The sequence below is a fragment of the Frankia sp. CgMI4 genome, assembly GCF_001756285.1.
Taxonomy (GTDB): Bacteria; Actinomycetota; Actinomycetes; order Frankiales; family Frankiaceae; genus Frankia; species Frankia casuarinae.
The window spans coordinates 71811-92591 of sequence record NZ_MAQZ01000062.1; the positions used below are offsets into that span (position 1 = coordinate 71811).

22 protein-coding genes are annotated in these 20781 nt (G+C 69.4%); 14 read left to right on the forward strand and 8 right to left on the reverse strand.

Annotated elements, in window-relative coordinates:
- Window positions 1-66 precede the first annotated feature (66 nt).
- Both Manayef4_RS09780 and Manayef4_RS09785 read right to left on the reverse strand, forming a co-directional pair.
- Window positions 67-393 (reverse strand): hypothetical protein, encoded by a 327-nt coding sequence (locus Manayef4_RS09780; protein WP_011435587.1) that lies wholly within the window; start codon window positions 391-393, stop codon window positions 67-69.
- Complete coding sequence (locus Manayef4_RS09785) at window positions 390-794, reverse strand: hypothetical protein (protein WP_011435586.1); 405 nt, start codon at window positions 792-794, stop codon at window positions 390-392. Before Manayef4_RS09785 ends, Manayef4_RS09780 begins: the two co-directional genes overlap by 4 nt.
- 184 nt (window positions 795-978) lie before the next feature.
- Here Manayef4_RS09785 and Manayef4_RS09790 point away from each other — a divergent pair, with 184 nt between their 5' ends.
- Complete coding sequence (locus Manayef4_RS09790) at window positions 979-1467, forward strand: helix-turn-helix transcriptional regulator (protein ID WP_011435585.1); 489 nt, start codon at window positions 979-981, stop codon at window positions 1465-1467.
- 47 nt (window positions 1468-1514) lie between these two features.
- On the opposite strand, the gene Manayef4_RS24125 is transcribed toward Manayef4_RS09790, so the two are convergent.
- Both Manayef4_RS24125 and Manayef4_RS24130 read right to left on the reverse strand, forming a co-directional pair.
- Window positions 1515-2012, reverse strand: a complete 498-nt coding sequence (locus Manayef4_RS24125) for a hypothetical protein (RefSeq protein ID WP_011435584.1) — start codon at window positions 2010-2012, stop codon at window positions 1515-1517.
- Window positions 2003-2278, reverse strand: a complete 276-nt coding sequence (locus tag Manayef4_RS24130; protein WP_023840446.1) for a hypothetical protein — start codon at window positions 2276-2278, stop codon at window positions 2003-2005. Before Manayef4_RS24130 ends, Manayef4_RS24125 begins: the two co-directional genes overlap by 10 nt.
- Window positions 2279-2569: 291 nt before the next feature.
- Between Manayef4_RS24130 and Manayef4_RS09805 the strand changes: the two genes are divergently transcribed.
- On the forward strand, window positions 2570-3358 hold the full coding sequence (locus Manayef4_RS09805) for a helix-turn-helix domain-containing protein (RefSeq protein WP_232234883.1): 789 nt from the start codon (window positions 2570-2572) through the stop codon (window positions 3356-3358).
- Window positions 3359-3363: 5 nt separating this feature from the next.
- On the forward strand, window positions 3364-3834 hold the full coding sequence (locus Manayef4_RS09810; RefSeq protein ID WP_070131387.1) for an NUDIX domain-containing protein: 471 nt from the start codon (window positions 3364-3366) through the stop codon (window positions 3832-3834).
- On the opposite strand, the gene Manayef4_RS09815 is transcribed toward Manayef4_RS09810, so the two are convergent.
- Window positions 3822-4370 carry an HD domain-containing protein gene (locus Manayef4_RS09815; RefSeq protein ID WP_070131388.1) on the reverse strand — a complete coding sequence of 183 codons (549 nt, stop codon included), beginning with the start codon at window positions 4368-4370 and terminating at the stop codon, window positions 3822-3824. The two genes, Manayef4_RS09810 and Manayef4_RS09815, sit on opposite strands and share 13 nt — an antisense overlap.
- A gap of 507 nt (window positions 4371-4877) precedes the next feature.
- On the opposite strand from Manayef4_RS09815, the gene Manayef4_RS09820 reads away from it, so the two are divergent.
- Window positions 4878-5207 carry a hypothetical protein gene (locus Manayef4_RS09820; protein ID WP_035730000.1) on the forward strand — a complete coding sequence of 110 codons (330 nt, stop codon included), beginning with the start codon at window positions 4878-4880 and terminating at the stop codon, window positions 5205-5207.
- Window positions 5208-5494: 287 nt separating this feature from the next.
- Here the strand turns inward: Manayef4_RS09820 and Manayef4_RS09825 are convergent, their stop codons facing one another.
- The 3 genes from Manayef4_RS09825 to Manayef4_RS09835 all read right to left on the reverse strand — a co-directional run bounded on the left by Manayef4_RS09825 (window position 5495) and on the right by Manayef4_RS09835 (window position 9162).
- Window positions 5495-6391, reverse strand: coding sequence for a restriction endonuclease (locus Manayef4_RS09825; protein WP_023840445.1), 897 nt, complete (start codon window positions 6389-6391; stop codon window positions 5495-5497).
- A 903-nt stretch (window positions 6392-7294) separates the two neighbouring features.
- Complete coding sequence (locus Manayef4_RS09830) at window positions 7295-7867, reverse strand: GNAT family N-acetyltransferase (protein ID WP_070131389.1); 573 nt, start codon at window positions 7865-7867, stop codon at window positions 7295-7297.
- A 2-nt stretch (window positions 7868-7869) separates the two neighbouring features.
- Window positions 7870-9162: a hypothetical protein gene (locus Manayef4_RS09835; protein ID WP_070131397.1), complete on the reverse strand. Its 1293-nt coding sequence runs from the start codon at window positions 9160-9162 to the stop codon at window positions 7870-7872.
- Window positions 9163-9445: 283 nt separating this feature from the next.
- On the opposite strand from Manayef4_RS09835, the gene Manayef4_RS09840 reads away from it, so the two are divergent.
- From Manayef4_RS09840 to Manayef4_RS09875, 10 genes are all read left to right on the forward strand, one after another.
- A complete protein-coding gene (locus tag Manayef4_RS09840) occupies window positions 9446-9676 on the forward strand; it encodes a DUF397 domain-containing protein (protein WP_023840443.1) in 231 nt (76 codons plus the stop codon).
- Entirely contained in the window at window positions 9676-10164 is a 489-nt protein-coding gene (locus tag Manayef4_RS25905; protein ID WP_254665562.1) for a hypothetical protein, read from the forward strand. The genes Manayef4_RS09840 and Manayef4_RS25905 overlap by 1 nt, the downstream gene beginning before the upstream one ends.
- Window positions 10165-10195: 31 nt before the next feature.
- A complete protein-coding gene (locus tag Manayef4_RS25910; RefSeq protein ID WP_254665563.1) occupies window positions 10196-10546 on the forward strand; it encodes a hypothetical protein in 351 nt (116 codons plus the stop codon).
- A 100-nt stretch (window positions 10547-10646) separates the two neighbouring features.
- Window positions 10647-11828 carry a methyltransferase, FxLD system gene (fxlM, locus tag Manayef4_RS09850; RefSeq protein ID WP_083282377.1) on the forward strand — a complete coding sequence of 394 codons (1182 nt, stop codon included), beginning with the start codon at window positions 10647-10649 and terminating at the stop codon, window positions 11826-11828.
- Between the two features lie 48 nt (window positions 11829-11876).
- On the forward strand, window positions 11877-12047 hold the full coding sequence (locus Manayef4_RS22805; RefSeq protein ID WP_023840439.1) for an FxLD family lanthipeptide: 171 nt from the start codon (window positions 11877-11879) through the stop codon (window positions 12045-12047).
- Window positions 12048-12071: 24 nt separating this feature from the next.
- The gene (locus Manayef4_RS09855; RefSeq protein ID WP_070131390.1) at window positions 12072-15161 is read left to right on the forward strand and encodes a lantibiotic dehydratase; all 3090 of its coding nucleotides are present in this window, start codon (window positions 12072-12074) and stop codon (window positions 15159-15161) included.
- The gene (locus tag Manayef4_RS09860; protein ID WP_011435573.1) at window positions 15158-16375 is read left to right on the forward strand and encodes a lanthionine synthetase C family protein; all 1218 of its coding nucleotides are present in this window, start codon (window positions 15158-15160) and stop codon (window positions 16373-16375) included. The genes Manayef4_RS09855 and Manayef4_RS09860 overlap by 4 nt, the downstream gene beginning before the upstream one ends.
- A complete protein-coding gene (locus tag Manayef4_RS09865; protein WP_011435572.1) occupies window positions 16357-17397 on the forward strand; it encodes a thiopeptide-type bacteriocin biosynthesis protein in 1041 nt (346 codons plus the stop codon). The genes Manayef4_RS09860 and Manayef4_RS09865 overlap by 19 nt, the downstream gene beginning before the upstream one ends.
- Window positions 17398-17435: 38 nt before the next feature.
- Entirely contained in the window at window positions 17436-18299 is an 864-nt protein-coding gene (locus Manayef4_RS09870; protein ID WP_236701472.1) for a hypothetical protein, read from the forward strand.
- A gap of 832 nt (window positions 18300-19131) precedes the next feature.
- On the forward strand, window positions 19132-20409 hold the full coding sequence (locus tag Manayef4_RS09875; protein ID WP_011435570.1) for a hypothetical protein: 1278 nt from the start codon (window positions 19132-19134) through the stop codon (window positions 20407-20409).
- Window positions 20410-20781 lie beyond the last annotated feature (372 nt).

A 20781-nucleotide genomic window follows, 5' to 3' on the forward strand; every position in this document is an offset into this window, starting at 1 on the left:
GAACGAAGAGGGAAAGGCGAGAAACGGGAATTCGTTTCCTCGTGATGCCGACGACCGGCGGGAAAACTACGCGGCGCGCGGCCCGGCCATGTCGTCAGCCGGAGCCGCTACCGCCACCGCCGCCGCTTCGGCGGATTCCGTGGCTTCCTGGGATTCGAACTGGAACTTCTCGTAGGCGATCAGGTAGTCGTTGACCGCCGCGAGCAGCTTGTACGCGAAGTCGACATGCCGGGCGTCCGGTTCCCGCCCCAGCGCCGACACGCTCAGGCTCACCCGCCCCGCGTCCACGACCAGGATCGGCGCGCGGTCGGGGTAGGTGTGGCAGGTCACCAACCAGTCCGCGCCGACGGACAGGCCGAGCGTCGCGTACGACTGCTTCGGCTCGCCGCTCACGCCGCCGCCCCCGTCCGCCGCAGCGGGCCGACCTGCCGCAGGCCCACCGCGCGCAGGGCGTACCCCTGCTTGGGGAACTTCCCGTTGATGTCCACCCACGGTGTGATCGTCAGCCCCTCGAACTGCACCGGCCGGAACGGCGTGCCCGGCATCGCCTCCGGCAGGACCGGCTGCACCGCGGCGGCGACCTTCACCTTCAGCTCCGCCTGCCGGGCCGCCGGGTCGGGGTCCAGCACGCGGACCGCCCAGACCCGCTCGCCGGTGTTCGGGTCGCGCTCCTGTGGATCGGGAGCGTTCGCCTTTACCTTGTCGTAGTCGTTCGCCGCCTCCACGCCGAGGACGAACGCCCCCGCCGGGAACACGTCCTCGAAACGCACCGGAATGCGTCGCGGTATCGCCATAGTCCGTCTACCTCCGTAGGGTCAGCCCCGCCACCGGAAGTCCGGTTTCTGTCGGGCAGCACCTACTCTGAACCGCTCACGAACCGATCGCCAAGCGCTTTCGTATCTATGTATACGGAGTGCGGATGGAAATTATCCGGTGACCGTCTAGAATGCGTTTCCACGACAACGTTATCTTTGACGAGTGACAAGCGAACGGGGGGTTCCGCCGTACACGGCGCGAGGCAAGGTCGAGGGTGAGAACTGGCAGGCTGTCGCCGACGCCCTCAACGCCAGGATGAACCAGAAGCGGATGGGACAGCAAGCACTCGCCACCGCATCCGGCGTGTCCGTCGCGACGCTTCGCCAACTCCAGCGCGGAGCCCACGGCCGCCGGGTCCAGGACGCCACGCTGGCCGCCATCGCCCGCGCCCTGGACTGGCCGGACGACCACCTGGTCCGCGTGCTCGTTCCCGGCAAGCAGCCGGAGCAGCCGGCAGCAGCGACATCAGGCCGCCGCGCGGGCCGAGGAGGGGCAGGAACCGGCACCGACCGGCAGATTCTCGCCGTCCTGCTCCGGATCGAACAGCGTCTCGCCGACCTCTCGGAGCGCATCGCGCCCGCCGGAGCAGCCGGAGCGACCCAGCCCGGCCGCGCCCGAGGCAACGACGACGGGCCGACCCCGGCGGAGTAGTTCCCGCCCGAGCCGGCCCGTCGAGGTCCGGAACGTCGCCGAGTCAATCAGCCCGGCGCTGTGGTGCTGGCCACCGGTACTCCGATCGCGTCGAGCACGGTCCGGCGGACCGCTTCGAAGGCTTCGGCCTGCCCCGCCCGGAAGGCCGCCCGCTCCCCACGGGTCATCCACCGCGAGTCGGGCCGGGTCAGGCCCAGGGCGAGCGCCGTCCGCACGGCCGCACCTCCGCATCCCCGCCGGGACGGGCCCGGATCCTCGCCCCCGACTCCCGCCGCCGCACTGTCGCCATCCGGCAGCCGGTAGACGAGCACCACGTCGACATCGCCGAACGATTCGGAGTACTTCAACCCGCCCGGCATCCGGGACACGGCCCGCATGAGATCCGCCGAGTCCGAGCCCGGCTGGACGACGAGCGCCCACTCGTCCGGCCCCCACGGCATCATCACGACCGCCGACAGCATCTCCCCCGCACCACCGGCGCCGTCACCGGCCGCGGGCACCGGCGGAAGGAACGGACCCGACCGGGCCGCCGCACTCACGGCCACCGCCGACGGTCCGCGAAGCGCGCCGCCAGATCATCGGACCTATACCTCGTCCAGTCGACGGCCGCCGGCCGCACGTCGTGGACGAAGAAGCGGAGCGAGGTGACCTGGTAGTCGTGCCAGCCCTGTTCGATCGCGAACAGATCCGCCGCTGTCGCCCCGGGGAAGGTGATGACCGTGTCCCGTACCCGGCGGTCCCCGCCCGGCTCGAAGCGGACGATGCCGAACAGCAGCGGACCCGGGTCACCTCCACTCCCCCTGTCGAACATCACGATCCGTCCTCCACTGGTCGGTGGCGTGCGACAAAGCGCCGGAACCGGCCCGCAACAGGTGTCCGTCGCGCAGCGGAACCGACGCCCGCCCACCGTCCAACCGGACAGCCGGTCACGGAAGGCCGCCGGCCGTATACACCGAGACTTCCGATCTATACGGAGACCGGATATGCTCTGCGCGCCCGATCGAGGACAGACGGTCGGAGCACCTACCGTCCGGAGGCCGCCATGGTGTCCGTCCGTCGTCCGTTACCCCAGACCCCGCCGGGACTCTGGGAGCGACCCGAGATGGCCGACGCACTCGCCCGCCGCGACATCGGCACCGTCTTCAAGATCTACCGCCAGTGGACCGGCGCCACCCAGACGCAGATAGCCGCCGTGTGCGGCCTGCCGCAGTCCCACGTCAGCGACATCATGAACGGCCGCCGCCAGGTCACGAGCCTGGAGATCTTCGAGCGCATCGCCGACGGCATCGGCATCCCCCGCGGACGCATCGGGCTTGCCGAAAGACCGGGCGCCGTCCCCGAGCCCCGGACCGAGCCCGGGTCGCCGGCCGCGGACGTGCCGAGCGATGTCGTGCGCGTCTACCCCAGCCGCGCCGCCGTTCCCGCCGAGCTGTGGCGGACGCTGTTCGCCGGTGCGCGTCACCAGGTCGACGTCCTCGTCATCGCTGGCCTGTTCCTCCCCGACGGGCACGCCGACTTCACCGCCGTTCTCCGCCGCAAAGGCGCCGAAGGCGTGAACATCCGCTACGCCCTGGGGGACCCGGACTCCCCCGCCGTCGCCCTGCGAGGCGACGAGGAGGGCATCGGTGACGGACTCGCCGCCCGAACCCGGATCACCCTCACCTACCTGGCATCGTTGCGCGACGCGCCCGGAATCGAGCTGCGGCTACACGCCACCACGCTCTACAACTCCATCTACCGTTTCGACGGCGACATGCTGGTGAACACCCACGTCTACGGCGCCCCCGCCGCGCACTCCCCCGTCATGCACCTACGCGCCCAGCCCGGCGGACTCTTCGACCACTACGCCGCCAGCTTCGAACGCATCTGGGCCACCACCGAAGGAGCCTGACCCTCTTGGCACGGATCGACTACTTCAACGACCCGAACGCCCCCAAGGCGAACAGYGTCGTCCCGTCCGTCACCGCCGTGGTCACCGACGAGGCCGGGCGGATCCTCATGGTCCACAAGACCGACAACAACCTGTGGGCCCTGCCCGGCGGCGGCATGGACCTCGGCGAGTCCATCACCGACRCCGCCGTCCGCGAGACCAAGGAAGAGACCGGCATCGACATCGAGGTGACCGGACTCATCGGGGTCTACACCAACCCCCGGCATGTCCTGGCCTACGACGACGGCGAGGTCCGCCAGCAGTTCTCGCTCTGCTTCACCACCCGCAATCTTGGCGGAGAGCTACGCACCTCGAGCGAGACGAAGGAGGTCAAGTTCGTCGCGCCCGAGGACCTGGACGGGCTGAACATCCACCCATCGATGCGCCTGCGCATCGATCACTACCTGGAGAACCGGGCCACGCCCTACCTCGGCTGAACCGCCACGAGCCGTGCGGTCGTGCGTTCCACGGTGGCTTGCAGGTCCGCCCGAGCCCGGGTGACCGACCGGTGGACGATCGAGCCGTCGCCGTAGCGGGACAGGATCTCCGCGATCCGTTCGTCGAAGGTGAACCGCTGGCCCTGTGGCCCCGTCGTCATATCCGCGGCGCACAGCGCGTCCATMACCGGCGACACCTCCAGCTCCCACGCGGAGAGCTCCRCCGTCAGCCCCCGCTCCTCGGCTTCATACCGGGCACACGAGTGATGCGCGACCAGCGCGCACAGCCGCTTCGGCGCATCGTGGGATTCGAGGAACCGGGCGCCGTCCACGGGGTGGAACCGTAGGTGACCGATCGGCGGGGCGTACCCGATGTCATGCAGCCAGGYCGCCGCGACGAGCAGGTCACGCTCCTCCGGATCGACGGCCGCGGACACCTCCCAAGCAGCCGCCGCCACGGCCTGCACATGCCGCCACCGATCCCCCAACGGGGTCAGCAGCTCGCTCGCCAACCGCTCAGCAACCGCTACCTCCACCCGATCACGGTACGGCGAGCACCACCAGCCCGTCAGCGAGAGCCCGAGACTGCCGAATTACCCGAGTTAGGATCAAGTCGCGGTGCGGGCCGCGCCGCGCGACCGCCTGCGCGCGGCCTGGCGGCCGTGCTCGCCGGGCCCGTCGCACCCCGCACCGCGTAGACCATCCGAGGCGTTCGACGAAGGGCGCCGGTCGTCAGCGTGGGGTGAACCAGCCGGGGCACGGAACGCGGTTCTGCGGACGTTCGTCGCGCACGCCGGTGGGCAGCCGCAAAAAACGAGCAGAGGGCACGCCAGCCGACAGCCCCATCACCAGTGCCAGGGCGCTTCGCTCCTCCGACAGCCCGACCCGCCCGGCCTGCCAGCGACGATCCTGTCTGCGGTCACCATTCGAGATCGTTTTGGCTTCGACCAGGTTGCTTCCGATCGCACCACGCCGTTAGACGCCTACAGAGGGCGGCACCGCCCTTGGCCTGACATGTCGTACCCAGATGGCAGACTGCTCCCGTGAGTTTCGATCTTGTGAGCTGGGAAGGCGAGCGACCAGCAGACAATCTGGCCGCAGGGTCCGCGTTCAACGAGATGTTCCAGCGCTACGACGACGACCCGGAGACGCCCGCCACGGACCTCATCGCCGCCTACTGTGAGGCTTTGACGCACCGGTGGCCGGATGACGACACCGCCCCGTGGTCGGTCACACCCCAGCCGTCCGGGCCATTCCTCTACCTCTGCGTCGTGTGGAGCATGGCCGAGGAGGTGTCCGCCTACACAGCCGAACTCGCGGCATCAATGCGTCTGGTCTGCTACGACCCCCAGGAGGAGATGCTGCTGCCGTAGTCGATGCTGCCGAGATGGCCGCGCTCTTTTGGGCGCACTTCCTCCATCCGTCAGGGAGCAGGCCGCAGTGGACGGCAGCCAGAGTGGCAGCCAAGCCCGCGAACACCAGCGGACGGTCACGGACTCGGCGGACGAGACCGAGCCTGTGACCGGCACCGGCGGACGACCACGGACACCGGCAGACGAACCACCGAAGATCTCTTATCCGCGGGTTACTCACTTCGCCATCCAGAGCCGACGGACGAGCCGGATGTTAGCGCAGACTGCCGGCTTTCTGCGAGTTCAATTCAAATGTCGTCAAAGAATCTTCGGTTAACTATGGCCTTTTCGTGCTGGACGATCTCCACCTTGACTCCAAGGTTGTATTCACGGAGGAGGTCACAGAGTCTATCCCCGTCGATCAGATCAACCGGAGGAGCGCCGTCGCGGGTTGCCTCCTTTTGAGCGGCAGAGGTGAACGATCCCGTCGTGATCAGAAGCCCTTTATCTCCCCTGCCCGCCATCGCCCCCCGGAAATCTCGGACAGCGCTCGGAGAAACACTTCCCTTGTACCGCTTACATTGGAAGAATACCGGGAAGCTGACGAGCGAGAGACGGTAGATTCCCAGCCCATCGATGCCACCATCGCCGGTGCCGCCGGTGACATTGACGCTGATAAACCCGGCCTCCCGGAGGAGCCGGCGAGCAAGGCGCTCGAATGCGTCGGGCGGCATCGCCATCACCGCTTCGAGCAATTCCTCTTTCCAGGCGATTTCCTGGTCTTTTTCTCCGTCGTCCGACGTCGCCTGTTCGTAGGTGGCCTTGGGTTCTGAATCGGCCGGCTTGCGCGCCTTCTCGGCACGTTCAGCGGCCCAAGCACGCTTGGCTTCAGCATGGATCTTGGGAATATCTGCCCTGTCAACGGAGCGCCCTGGTTCCGACAACGTCCAAACGCCACGACTGCTATTGTCGGTCAAGCCCATCATCTTCAGATAGGTACGAGCCCAGGCCAACCGATACTCGATCTCCGTCCGCGGCCCGTCTCCATGTAGCTGATCTTGCTGCTCTGGGCTAAACTTCTCCAGCTCGATGACTCGTTCATTAATCTCCGAGATCGCGCCGGACCCTCCAAGATCGCGCAGTGCGTTGATCGTCGGCCAGAGCAGCTGATCGTATGTCGGCACACCGACGTCAGGGCTCGTCACCCGGCGCACCCCTCCCCGATACTCGCGTAACACGATCTTAGAACGTCGCGCGACTTCCCCTGTACGCGCGGGGTGGCGACCGTCTCGGCATGGCCCGCGTCCGTTCCCAGGCCGGGAGTTGGGGACTGACGTTGCGGGCACAAGCGAACGTGAACGCCACTGCACTCGTGGAGACAGCGGAGCGCAGCCCACTCCTGAGAAGTGGCGGCGGTATGGGCATCTACACAGCCGGGCCAGCGAACAACGACGGACGTCAGCGGATGGAGGCCGAGGTGGCCAGGTCGTCAAGCAGCCTGTATAGGCTTTCGCGAACGCGCACGGACGGATGGTACCGATCTTGTAATCGGACGGTCGGGAGTCCCGCCAGGTGTAGCTACCGCTGTAGCAACGACCGCGGACGTTGACACCATCTCCCGGKCGCGGCTCGCAAGCCACCCGACTCACAGCGACACCCTCTCGCTCCGTCACCAGTCCTGTGGACCGGAAACGCGTCCCAGCGCCTCGCTGCTACCACCACCCCGTCTCCCACCGAACCGGCCGCCCGCTAGCGGGTCGGTGTCCGGCGGTCAAGGGGGCGGATACGACCGTAGCTCCATGCCGCCGTCCGGGACAAGCCCGCCCACGCCCCCGCAATTCGTCCCGGAACAGGCCTTCAAAGCCAGGGACGAGACGTTCGGCGACGCTGTTCTCGCAGGTCGCGGGCCCGCAACCCCCTCCGGCGGGCATAACCGACCTATCCGGCCTTTGCGACTTATCAGGATGAAGACGTAGTTTCGCTCACGGAAATGAACATCACCGCGCACCGCATCGGCCGGGACCGCTGCGCTGTCCCTGCCAGGCGCGACCGCCATGACAGCAGCGACGCTCTGACGCAGAGATCAACGAAGCTGTTCCGCGGGCAAGTCAGCCTTTGCTCTCCTCGGGTCGGTTGGCGGCCCAGGAGGCACGGCTGATCGCGTGGACGTTGTTCGCCTTCCACGGGCCGACGTCGGCGATCTCACGGAAGGTCATCCCGAGCTTKCGGGCAATCATGTTCATGCCCGYGTTCTCCTGATGCGTTGCGGTGATCAGCTCGTCGACGTCGAGGTGGRCGAACCCGAAGTCGAGCGCCGCCGTGATCGCTTCGGTGCCCAGGCCTTGGCCCCAGCGGTCGCGGCGGATCGACACCGCGACCTCCACGCCTGGCCAGCCCTGGGCGAAGTAGGTGCCGGCGCGGCCGAGGAACTCCCCGCTGGCCCGGTCCTCGACCGCCCACATGCCGTGCCCGCGGATCGCCCACATGCCGATCAGATGGGTGACCAGCCGCTCGGTGCCGGCCCGGTCGAACGTGCCGTCCAGGTAGCGCATGGTCTCCGGGTCCGCGTTCATCGCCGCGTACRGGTCGAGGTCGACGACCTTCCAGCCGCGCAGCACCAGCCGTTCGGTGAGCACGGTGGGGATGGTGACGACGGTCGGGGTTCCGTAGTGGAGGGTCATGGTCACGCCTGGCCCGTGGTCAGTTCGAGGCGGGGGCGTGCCTGCCAGCGGTCCCAGAAGTCACGGACGGGTTCGACGGTGGGATGGCCGGTGAACGCTATGGCGATCTCTGCGACCCGGTCGGAGACCGAGGCGGTGGGCCGGGTGTCGAGCATGTCGACGACCTTCCCGGCCATGGTCGCGGCTTCGTCGATCTCGGGCTGTTCGCGGGCGGTGAGGCTGGCCGCGAGCGCGAGCAGCGCGTGGCCGTAGTCCTCGAACCCGCCCGCCTGGCCTCCTTCGTAGGCGGCGAGCGCGGCTCGGGCTATCGGCTCGGCCTCGACGCCACCGCCGATCCGGGTCAGGACCCCGGCGTACATCATCTCGGCGGCGGCCGGGCCGAACGGGCTGATCCCGGGCTGCAGCGGCAGGTCCGTGACCGACGTGCGCATCCGGTTCAACGCCGCCCGGGTGCCCTCGACGTCGCCGAGCGCGCCAAGGGCCCGCGCCTCGTAGCTGGCGATCCGGGCCCGGGTGTACGGGTTGTCCGCCACGACCGCGGTCTTCCGAGCCGAGACGGCGGCTTCCTGGTAGCGGCGGCCGTAGAACGCCAGCGTCGTCACCATCTCCCCGACCGACGCGGTCAGCACCACGTCGTCGGTCTGGCTCGCGTGGTCTTCGGCGAGGCGGATGAACCGGCGCGAAGCCAGGGTGTCTCCGAGGTTGAACGACAGCCGCGACAGCATGTAGGAGGCGTAGCCGGCGGCGACGGTGAGCCTGGTCTGCGGGCGGGCCCGGCCACTGCCGTTCATCAGGTGGTGGTGCGCCGACTTCCACGTCTTCCACACCTTCGGCGCGAGCCGCTGGTGCGGTTCGACGGTGAACGCGACGGTGTGCGCGTTGATCGCGTCGTCGATCTCGTCGAGGGTCAGCACATCGGGGGCGGACGAGGTCCACTCCCGGTACATCTGGGCGGCGACGAGGCTCGCGGCGGCGAGTTCGAACGCCTGCCGACGGTTGGCGTCCACGGGTTCCTCCTGCCTGCTCGGGTCGAGCCCCAGGTCCCGGGCCCRCTTCTCCCTGACAGCTTCGTCCCGCAATCGCCGGATGGCTCCCGCTGCGGCCAACGCCGTGTCCAGCGCGTCCGCGAGGTCCGCGGACGGGATCTCCTGGCCGTTGACGGCCCGAGAGATCTGCTGGCGTTTGAAGCCGGTGCGGGCTTCGAGCCGGCTGTTGTTGGTCCGATGCTGATCACGCAGTGTCCGCAGCAGATCGGCCAGGTTGGCGAGTGCGTCGTTTCGCTGACCAGCTTGCACCTTCGGCCTCCCCGTCGACGCCTTCGCAGGTGGGTGCAACGAGCTGTTGCATGCACGCAACGAGCCGTTGCGTTCTGTTGCTCCGTTTGGGCGCAGTGTGTCATGGGTGCTGCGCGCGGTGAACACGCCGATCCGGTCCCGTCCGTTCCACCAGCTCAGGGCGGATGAACCCCGGGTCGTGTCGCGTCGTCGCTTCTGCTCCCGCCGGGCCTGGGCCGAGTCGTGCGGCCCGGGTTCGGCGGKCTCCACCCGTCCACACCGATCGCATCGTTTCGAGGAACCCGTGTCTGTTGCGCCCACCGGCATGCCTGTCCCGGCCGTCCCACGATGGCGGCGCCCGTCCACGCTCGACCCGACGGTGCCCGATGCCGTCGAAGTCGCCCTCGACGGGCACCGTGTGTTGATCAGGTCGAGTCTGGGCCCGTCGGTGCGGACCACCCCCGGCGCGTTCGGGGACTTCGTCCGTGCGGTCAAGCGGGGCGAGTACGACGACCTGCTCGGCGAGGTGGCGTGATGCCTGCTTCCACGCAGGCGTCGATCGCGCTGCTGCACACGGCCATGGTCGACCTTGTCCTGGCGAAGGAGCCCGTCTCCGCCCCGGTCGTAGCCGCGTTGAGGGCCGTGCCCCGGGACCTGTTCCTGCCCGACGCCGGCACCGAGGAGGCCTACAAGGACGACGCCGTCGTCACGAAATGGGATGTCTACGGGGMACCGCTCAGCGCGGTGTCGCGGCCCTCCAYCGTCGCGGCGACGCTCGAGCAGCTCCGGGTCGAACCCGGCCAGCGGATCCTGGAGATCGGTTCCGGTGGCTACACCGCGGCGCTGCTGGCTGAGCTGACTGGGCCAACCGGCCACGTCACCACCATCGACATCGACCAGTCCGTAGTCCACCGCACCCACGCCTGCCTGGACAAAGCCGGCTACACCGACGTCACGGCACTGATCAACGACGGGTACTTCGGGTTCCCGCTCCGCGCCCCCTACGACCGGCTCCGCAGATGACCTGCCGAGCCTGGACCTGTGGCTGGCCACCGTGCAGCCCACCTACGGCCGGCTCCACGGCACCGACGCATCCGCAGGAGCCGAACTGCCTGCGGATGCGTCGGCCGGGGTGTCTRCCTGCTGGTCGGACGACAGCCTCGCCTTCCTGGCCTTCACCCCGACGGGCGGGACCGGCGTGGAGATCGGGGTTGTCGCGTACGGCCCCGACCGGTACCGGCTCGCCGACCTGCTCACCCACGACATCCGCGTGTGGGACGCCGAGCGGCGCGGTGGCCCGGACCCCACCATCCGCGTCTACCCCACCGATGCCRGCCGCGCCTCGGCGCCGCCCGGCCGGCTCCTCACGAAACCATCAGCCCAGCTCCTGATCACCTGGGGCTGAAACCCCACCATCCGACGATCGCGAGAGGAGAACGGTGTTGAGCGACGCGCACGGGCATCAACAACCGCCCGAAGCCGACGAGGAAGCACGCGCTGAGGATCTGCGGGCCCGGCTCGTGGACGACCTCGTCGCGGCGGGCTCGATCAGGACGAAGGAGGTCGAGGCCGCGTTCCGCGCGGTGCCGCGGCACCTGTTCGCACCCGAGGTGTCGCTGGAAGACGCCTACGCCGACGACATCGTGCGGACCAAGCAGGACCAGCACGGCATGACCGTCAGCTCGGTCTCCGCGCCCTGGCTGCAGGCCACGATGCTCGAACAGGCCGGGATCAGCCCCGGCATGCGGGTCCTCGAAGTCGGCTCCGGGGGCTACAACGCCGCCCTGATCGCGGAACTCGTCGGCCCGACCGGTGCGGTGACGACCATGGACATCGACGCCGACGTCACCGAACGAGCCCACCACTGCCTCGCGGCGGCAGGCTACGACCAGGTCCACGTCGTGCTGGCCGACGCCGAGCACGGCGTCCCCGAGCACGCGCCCTACGACCGGATCATCGTCACCGCGGGCGCCTGGGACATCCCACCCGCCTGGACCGATCAGCTCGCCCCAGACGGCCGGATCGTCGTTCCCCTGCGGATGCGGGGGCTGAGCCGGACGGTCGCGCTCACCCCCCGCGACGGCGTTCTGGTCAGTCTCGACCATCAGATGGCCGGCTTCRTGCCCGTGCGCGGCGACGGCGCCCATCCCGAACGCCTCGTCCAGCTTCACGATGCCGACGTGGGCCTGCGGTTCGACGAGCAGGCTCCCGAACTCGACGCCGCCGCACTGCGGGCCGCGCTACTCGCCCCGCGGGTCGAGGCGTGGTCGGGAGTGCGGTTCGGCGGGATGGAACCGTTCGACGGGCTGCTGCTGTGGCTTGCCAGCAGCCTCGACGACTACGGCTTGCTCTCCCGCGCCCGTTCCCCGACCGCTCGAGAGCTCGTCGACCCCGTCTCCCCGATCGGCACGCCCACCGCCGTGGAAGCGGACAGCTTCGCCTACCTCACCCTGCGAAAGGTCGAGGACGGCGACGACACCTACGAGTTCGGCGCCTACGCCCACGGGCCCGACGCCGCCCGCCTCGCCGGCCTGGTCGTCACGCAGGTCCAGGCCTGGAACCGAACCCACCGCGACGCGTCGCCGGCCACGATCAGCGTCTGGCCGGCCACAACTCCGGCAGAGGCACTTCCGCCCGGCCGGGTGATCGCCAAGCGCCACCGCATCGTCGTCCTGAGCTGGTCCTGACCAACACAGCGACGCGTTCACCACCCCTTCCGAAGGAAAGGCATCGCCATGACTCCTGCCCACACAACCGCCCCGGCCCCGCTCCCCCTCGCCGGCGACTACGACCTAGACGTCGAGATCGTCGACGGCGGACCCGTCATCCCCGAGCTGCTGCGCTCCACCAGCGACAACTGCGGCAAGACCTGCTCGTCGGCCTGCACCAGCTGCAAGCAGAACTGAACCTCCGCCGCTGAGAGGTGCGTGATGTACCGCAGCCTTGACGTTCCGCTGCTACGGATGGCCGTGGTCCCCACCGATGTCGACCTGCCCCCATGGCCAGACCTCGACGACACCACCGACGGCGCCGTAGCCGGCTGGACGGATTGGCTGCGGGACATCTGGGCACGGCCCGTGTTCGCCGACGCGATGAGGCTCGCCAGCCCGTCGCTGGCCGCGCGGGTCGCGTCGGTCTTCGACGGGCAGTGCCACGATCGGCGGACCGCCCGGCGGGCTGTCACTGCGACAGCCCGCTACGTACTGCGGATGACCGGGCGCGCCACTCCATTCGGCCTGTTCGCCGGTGTCGGGCCCGCGGATTTCGGCCCGCGGGCCCGCGTCCGGCTCGGCGACGACCATCGGGTTCACGCCCGGCCGGGCGGCGCCTGGCTCGCCACGCTCGCCGACGACCTGGAAGCGTTCGACACGCTGCTGCGGCGGCCGCCGGTTGCTGCCGACGGAATACCAGTCGCCCGAGGCGACCGACTGTTCATCGGCCCTGTCGCCCGGTCCGGCGACGACGCCGGGCCGGAGTCGGTGGTCGAGGTGTCGGTGCGCCGCACCCGGGCTGTGGAGGCGGCGTTGCTCCACGCGGTCAGCTCGCGGCCCGTCCCCGAGCTGGTCGCTCGCCTCGCCGCCGACAAACCCGCTCCCGCCGCCGGCCAGATCGAGACTATGGTGATCGAGTTGGTCCGCCGCCGGTTCCTSCACACGCCCCTACGCCCGGCGACAACCATCACCGATCCACTCAGTGAAGTCGCCGACCAGCTGGCCGCAGCCCGGATTGACGACCTGCCCCCACTCGCCGGCCGTCTCAACGTGATCCGCGACCTACAAGACCTGCTCGCCCACCACGACAACACGCGCTCCGCCTCGCACCGTCGCACGCTGCGCACGCAGGCAGAGGCGCTTCAACGGCGCGTTGTTCCCAGCGCTGACCCGGACCTCGACGTAGGCCTCGTGTTGAACGCGGACGTGGTCCTGCCGGCGGCTGTCGCCGAGGAGGCTGGGGCCGCCGCTCGGGCGCTCGCCCGGCTCACAGGGCCGACCGCCGTTCCCCCGGAGTGGGCGGACTGGCACGAAGCTTTCCTCGAACGCTACGGCCCCGCCGCCCTCGTCCCACTGCTGGAAGCCGTCAACCCTGACACCGGCCTCGGTCTGCCCGCCACCTTCCGCGGCTCCACACGCTCCCACCGCCCCCGCGGGAACGCGGCCCGCGACCAGCGCCTAGCCGCTCTCGCGCAACGAGCGGCCCTGAACGGCGCCATCGAGGTACGCCTCGGCGACGCCGACATCGCGGCTCTCGCCGGCGAYACCGCACCGGCCCGGGTTCCACCGCACGCCGAACTCCTCGCCGAGGTCCACGCCAACGACCTGCCGGCCTTGTCCCGCGGCCTGTTCACCCTGCGTGTGACCGGCGGCGGGCGCGCCGCCGCAACCACCACTGGCCGATTCCTGCACCTGCTCGACTCCGCGTCCTTCGACCGGTTCCGCGACACCTACGCCGCCCTGCCCACCATGCGGGCCGGCGCGACGACCGCGCAGGTGTCCTGTCCGCCGCTTMCCACGGCCACCGTCGGCGTGGCCCGATCGCCGCGGCTCGCCGACACGGTGATCACGCTTGCCGAGCATCACGACGCCGGCCCAGGCGTGCTGCGCCCGGCCGACCTGGCTGTCGGTGCCGACGCTGAGGGGCTGTATCTGGTGTCGCTGCCCGACCGGCGTCTCGTCGAGCCGTCCGCCGCGCACGCAGTGGAGTTCCAGTACCACACCCACCCGCTGACACGGTTCCTGTGCGAGCTACCCACCGCCCGCGTCGCCGTCTCCATCCCCTTCTCCTGGGGCGCTGCCGGTGGGCTGCCGTTCCTTCCCCGACTCGTCCATCGGCGCACCGTGCTCGCCCCGGCCCACTGGAATCTCACAGCTGCCGACCTGCCCAGCCGCGCCGAGTCGGCGCAGGAATGGCGCGAGGCGCTGGCCCGCTGGGGCGGCACGATCCCAGTGCCCACGCGGGTCCAGCTCGTCGAGACCGACAACCGATTGCGCCTCGATCTGCACGTCGACGCCCATCTCGCCCTGCTAYGCGATCACCTGCACCGGCACGGCTCCGCCCGGCTCGACGAGGACGCCGCTCCAGAAGCCTTCGGCTGGCTCGCCGGCCACGCCCACGAACTGGTCATCCCGCTGGCCACCACCGCCGCACCCCTGCCGGGGCCGGCACCGGAGCGCCTCGCGGCAACCGTGCCCGCTGCTCGGTCGGATGCCCAGCTACCCGGTGTGTCGCCGTGGCTGTCGGCCCGGCTCTACGGCCACCCCGACCGGGCCACCGATCTCCTCGCCCGCCTCCACGACCTCTTGGACGCGTGGCCCGACCCGCCCGCGTGGTGGTTCCTGCCGTACCGGGACACCGAGCCCCACCTGCGGCTACGCCTCGCCGTCAACGAACCTGGCGGCTACGGGCTGGCGGCCACGCGGCTGGGAACCTGGGCTGCGGTACAGCGCGAGGCCGGACTGCTGTCGCACCTTCACCTCGACACCTACCAACCGGAGACCGGCCGCTACGGCTATGGCCCGGCGATGACCGCCGCCGAAGGCGTCTTCTCCGCCGACTCCGCCGCTGCCCTCGCCGCCCGCCGTCTCGCCGCCAGCGCCCGCCTGTCCGTCGGAGCGCTCACCGTCGCCGGCCTGGTCGATATGGCCATCGCCTTCACCGGCGCGTTGTCCACCGGCATGCGGTGGCTTCGTGACGTGCTGCCCCACGAGCCTGCCCGCGTCCCACGGGCGGAACGCACCACCACGTTGCACCTGGCCAACCCCGCAGATAGCTTCGCTCATCTGCGGGCCGTTCCCGGGGCGGACGCCGTGCTGTCCGCCTGGCAGCCGCGGGCCACAGCACTGGCCGCCTACCGCGACGCCCTCGCCGCGCAGCGCCCGCCTGACCAGGCCTTGGCCTCGCTGCTGCACCTGCACGTCGTCCGAACCCTCGGCCTGAACCCCGCCGCCGAACAGACCTGCATCGCCCTCGCCCGAGCCACAGCCGCACGCGCCCTCGCGACCACGGAAGCGACCGTCTCATGATCGCCTGCGATCAGGCCGCCGCCACCGCAGCAAGCCTTGCCACCCGCCTCACCGTCCCATCCCCCAGAGAACTCGGGCAGACTGCGCAGTCGCTCGCCGACGGAGCGGCCGGCATCGCCCTCCTGCACGCCGAGCGAGCGCACGCCAGCGCCGAGCGCTGGGAGCCCGTCCAGGCGTGGCTGACCGCAGCCATCTCCGGCCACCTCAGCGTGGCGATGAACAGCTCGCTCTACGCCGGCGCCCCGGCGGTCGCCTTCGCCGTTCACATCGCAGCCGGGCAGACCCGCCGCTACACCGCCGCCCGCACCGCGCTCGATCAGGCCGTCGCCACCATCGCCCACCGCCTCGTCGACGCCGCCAACGCCCGCATCGACCAGGGGGAACCGGGACGGTTCACCGAGTACGACGTCATCAGCGGGCTCACCGGCATTGGCGCCCACCTCCTCGCCCACACCCCCGGCGACGACGCCCTCGGCCGCATCCTCACCTACCTCGTCCGCCTCACCACACCTCTCAACCTCGACGGAGAGGAACTCCCCGGCTGGTGGTGCAGCCACGACCCGTCCCAGGGCAACACTGCCGAATTCGCCGGTGGACACGCCAACCTCGGCATGGCCCACGGBGCCGCCGGCCCACTGGCCCTGCTCTCGCTCGCCACACGCGCCGGGATACGCGTCCACGGCCAGACCAACGCCATCAACGCGCTGTGCGCCTTCTATGACCAATGGCGCCACGACTCCCCCAGCGGTCCGTCCTGGCCACAGTGGATCACCCGTGCCGATCAGCAGGCCGCGAGACCGGCCCAGCCCGGCCCCGCCCGTCCGAGCTGGTGCTATGGCACCCCCGGAATCGCCCGCGCCCTCCAACTCGCCGGCATCGCCACCGGTGACACCACCCGCCAGAACGCCGCCGAACAGGCACTCGCAGCCTGCCTCACCGACTCCACCCAACTCGCCCACCTCACCGAAGCCGGACTGTGCCACGGATGGGCAGGCCTCTACCAAACCGTCGCCCGCGCCGCCGCCGACGCCACCACCGAGACCCTCAGCCGCCACCTGCCGACACTCGCCGCTTCCCTCCTGCTCTGCGCCCTTTCGAGCAGCGGGCGGGCTGATGGGCTCCTCGAAGGAGACGCCGGCATCGCCCTCGTCCTCCACAGCGTCGCCACCGGCGCRCCGGCCACCGGATGGGACAGATGCCTGCTGATCCACTGACCGTCCCCAGCCGAGACATCGGCACCGAACAGGCCGTACTCGCGGTGCTGGCCGGCATCCCGCTACCCACTGCGGCAGCCCATGCCGCCTTGCCTCCCGACCAGCTCGCCGCAGCTGTCGCCACCTACCAGGCGGCAGGTCGCGCCGCGCTCGCAGTCCAAGGTGCTGCCTGGTTCCAGGTGCGTGTCACGTTTCCCGAGCCAGCGGACGCAGAGACCGTCGCAGCCACCCACCTGGCACCTGTCCTACGCCACGCCCAAGCCGCCGGCGCTGTCGCCTCCTGGTGGTTCGTGCGCAAGTCGCCCGACTGGCGGCTACGGCTCTCTCCAGCCAGTGGCCAATCTGTGGCGGATCTTCGTGCCACCCTCCGCTCCGCCTTCGACGACCTGACCGCGGCCGGAACGATCCCCACCTGGGCGGAAGGGATCTACGAGCCGGAGGAGTACGCCCTCGGCGGCGAGGTCGGCACCGACGTCGCGCACCGGCTGTTCACCGCTGACAGCGGGCACGTCCTCGACCGCATCCACAGCGAGATCACCAGCAGGACCCCGCCGACTCTCGGCCGCCGCGAACTGTCGATGCTGTTGATCGGCACGCTGCTGCGCACCGCGGGCCTGGACTGGTACGAACGCGGCGACGTCTTCAACCGTGTCAGCCGCCTACGCCCTCCACCAGCAACATCACCCACCGCTGCTGAAATTCAACGGCTGGCCACCGCTCTACGCAGGCTGCTGACCACCGACACCGACCCGGCAGGCGACCTGTTCGGCGCGGACCGACCGCTGGCCAACCTGGGAATCTGGGCCAGCGCCTTTCACAATGCCGGTCGGGCCCTTGGCCAGGCCGCATACGCCGGGACCCTGCGCCGCGGGCTACGCGACGTCCTCGGCCACCATGTGATCTTCCACTGGAACCGCCTCGGCCTGAATGCCGAGACCCAGGGCGTACTCGCCGCCACAGCGCGCGAGACAATCCTCCGCGCTCCCGCACTCCCCGAAGCGCTAACGCCGCAGGCACGCTGATGTGGCCGCCGCCGAACGACGCAGACACCGTCACCCGCATGCGCGCAGCGCACGAGCGCGCCAGCGCCGCCCTCCGGGTCACGGTCGACCGGACCCAGGCTGAGGAAGCGTGGGGCTTCGCCGGACGAACCCTCGGCCGACCGGTAATGACCCCCGACAGCCCAGGCTGGCTACGGATCGCCGCCACCGAAGCCGGACAGCAGATCACCACGTTCTGGGACGGCGGACGCACCGCACAGCAGGCGCTGCCAGCATCCATCCCACGCCCAGCGCTACGCGCGATCCACGACCATCACCACGACGGCTGGGACTACCGCGCCGAGCTATACGACCGCGTCCACGTCCGACCTCTCGCCGTCACGACCGTGCCGCGGCGGCTCACCGACTCACCGAAAGGGCAATGGTTCCAGGCACTGCGCCGTTCCTTCCGCATCCTCGCCACGGTCTCCACCGACCGGCGCACCATCGAGCAGTCCTACCTCGACGACGTCATGCCAAGGATTCTCGGCGAACCGATCACCACCACCTCGCCCGCACCGTGGGTAACCGCGCACGGAGACCTGCACTGGGCCAACCTCTGCGGCCCCACCCTCTGCATGCTCGACTGGGAAGGCTGGGGCCTGGCACCCGCCGGCTATGACGCCGCCACCCTCTACTGCCACAGCCTGTTCATGCCAACGCTCGCCGCACAGGTTCAGGCGCGTTTCGCAGACGCACTCTCCACAGAGAGCGGYCGGTACGCCGAACTGGCCGTCATCGCCGAGCTACTCGACACCGTCCACTCCGGGACCGGCCTCGATATCGATCATGCGGGGTTATTGCGCATACGCGCCACACATCTTCTTCGCCGCGGCATACCCCGCCAGCAAGAAGGCGCAGCCACGAGGCCAGGACAGACATGACCCGCGCAGACGGYCACGCTCGGAAACAGCTCCGCTGGGCAGCGCTCCGGGCATGCGTTGGGGCAAAGGCACCTGCCCCTACGCCTGTGCGCGGTGGTAGACGGCGCTGGACCCCGGGACTGGCCAGAACAGGCCCACGAACGCTCTCATCGCCGCTGCGCCCGGACGTGCAGCTGCCCCACACCCGGCGGAGACTGCAAGCCAATTCAACGGAGGGTCTCACAGGGCCGAAAATGACCTGACGGCGATCTGACTGTTGTTGTGTATGCAACATCTGTCAGATCACCGTCAGATCTCTACGGCCCTGGTCTATCTGCCCCGTGGCTGCGCTCCGGACAGCCTCCGCAACCCACGATGGCTCGTCGTCCCAAGCTTGCCCGGTCCGGCGAGCTCAACCTGTCCGCCGAGCCCGCGAAGTTCGAATGTTCCACTCGGAGGCCAGGAAGATCACCGAGTAGGGGCGTCACCCGGAGGGCCGGTCCGCCGTCGATGGTTCGCATGCTGCCTGATCAACGACCATCTGGGCAGGCTTCCTTGTCAGCACCCGTCGATGCCCTCCCGTCTTCAAGGACACTGACGGGCCCGCCGTGCTCAAGGGTCAGCGCGCCAGCACTGTCCAGATGCCGGCCGCTACGAAGACGGTTGACCCGCTGAACTGTCCGGATTCCAACGCGTGCTGGAGACGCGGCGGTCCGGGGCCGGAAGGGGCGGCGGCGTCCACCGGAGCCTCGCGGGATAACCAGTCTCGATCTGTCGTGACCGCGAGAAATCGTCGGGACGTGAGGATACGGTAGCTGAGCGCAAGGTTGTTCCTGGTTCGGAGGGGGTGCCGGTGGCCACGCGGCGGGGGCTATTCGCCGAGTTGCAGTACCAGGCAGCGCAGGCCGAGAAGCGGCAGCGGCAGCAGAGGGCTGCGGCCCACCGTGCACTCCTTGCCGCTGAAAAGGAAGCCGCGCAGAAGGCTCGGGCCGCTGAGCGCGCAGCCGCCGCGGCGGCCAAGGCGTCCACGAAAGAACAGGCCCGCTTGCTGAAGGAAGCGGGCCTGCTGTACGTCGCGGCGCGATTGAGCGAGGTCGGGTCGCTGAATGCCGATCTCGCGAGCACATTCGAAGAGATCGACGGCATTCTGGCCACGGCGCTCCTGGTCGACAGCTATGTTGATCTCGAGGCCTTGAAAGTCACGACCGTCGTGCATCCACCGTTCGAGCCCGGTGCTCTCGCAGTCCCGACACCGCCCGTTGCTGCTCCTGTGTACCCGGCGGAACCCGTCTACCAGGAGCCGCAAGTACCGGGAGTCCTATTCGGGGCGAAGAAAAAACATGCCCAGGCGATCGCTCAAGCTCAGACCACGCACGAGCAGGCGCTGCGGCGGTGGCGGGAACAGGTGTCAGCGATACGGACGGCGCATGTCTCCGCTCTGGAGCAGCGGCAGCGTGCCGAGGACGCTCGCCTGGCGAAGCTCGCCGCGGCGCGGGCGGTCCACGTCGAAGCGTGTCGTCGGAGAGACGCCGACGCCGACGAGCGGAACCGGGGACTMACCAGACTGATCAATGATCTCGCCTTCGACGTCGAGGCGGCGATCCGCGAGTACGTCGGGATCGTCCTGTCGAACTCCGCCTACCCGGATGCATTTCCAGTCACTCACGACTACGAGTTCGATCTCTCCAGCAGGGAGCTGCGTCTGGCAGCCGCTGTCCCTGAACCATCCGCAGTCCCCTCGGTCAAGGAGTACAAGTACGCCCCGAGGAAGGACGAGATCTCGTCGACCAAGCTGCCGGCGACGGTCCAGAAGGACCGCTACGCGAGCGCCGTCTTCCAGACCGCCGTACGCACGCTGCACGACGTCTTCGGCGCCGACCGCCAAGGAAAGATCCACTCGATTGCCCTGACGGTCGGGGTCGACCGGATCTCGCCTGCGACCGGGCTTCCGGAGACCATCCCGCTCGCGATCGTCGCTGCAGACCGCGCAACGTTCCGCAAGTTCCGGCTCGACCAGGACGAGATCGTCCCTCAGAAGACCCTCGAGTACCTCGGCGCGGCGCTGTCCCCTTCGCCGTTCACTCTCAAGCCCGCCGACGCCTCCCGCGGCATCAGGCAGCGTGGGCAGTGACCATGCGGTTCAACCCACCGCCAGGCTGGCCCACACCCCCCGAAGGCTGGACTCCCCCACCAGGTTGGGTTCCAGACCCATCTTGGCCCAGGCCGCCCCACGGATGGCAGCTCTGGCTTCCGGGGCCCACCGTCACGTCGCTCGGGACCGGCGACGACCTTCTCATCCGATCGGAACCCGGAGTCCAGGAGTTCTCGCTCGAAGGCGCATCCATGTCATCCGGATCCGAGACCAGCGAGATGCCGGTCGACAGCGCCGCGCTGATGGCTCGCATCACTGAGCCTTTCCCGGTAACGATTCGTCACGTGACGTGATCGCAATGGTGTGTTGGTGTGTTGGGTGTCAGGCGGTTCTGCGGTGCTCGGTGTGGAG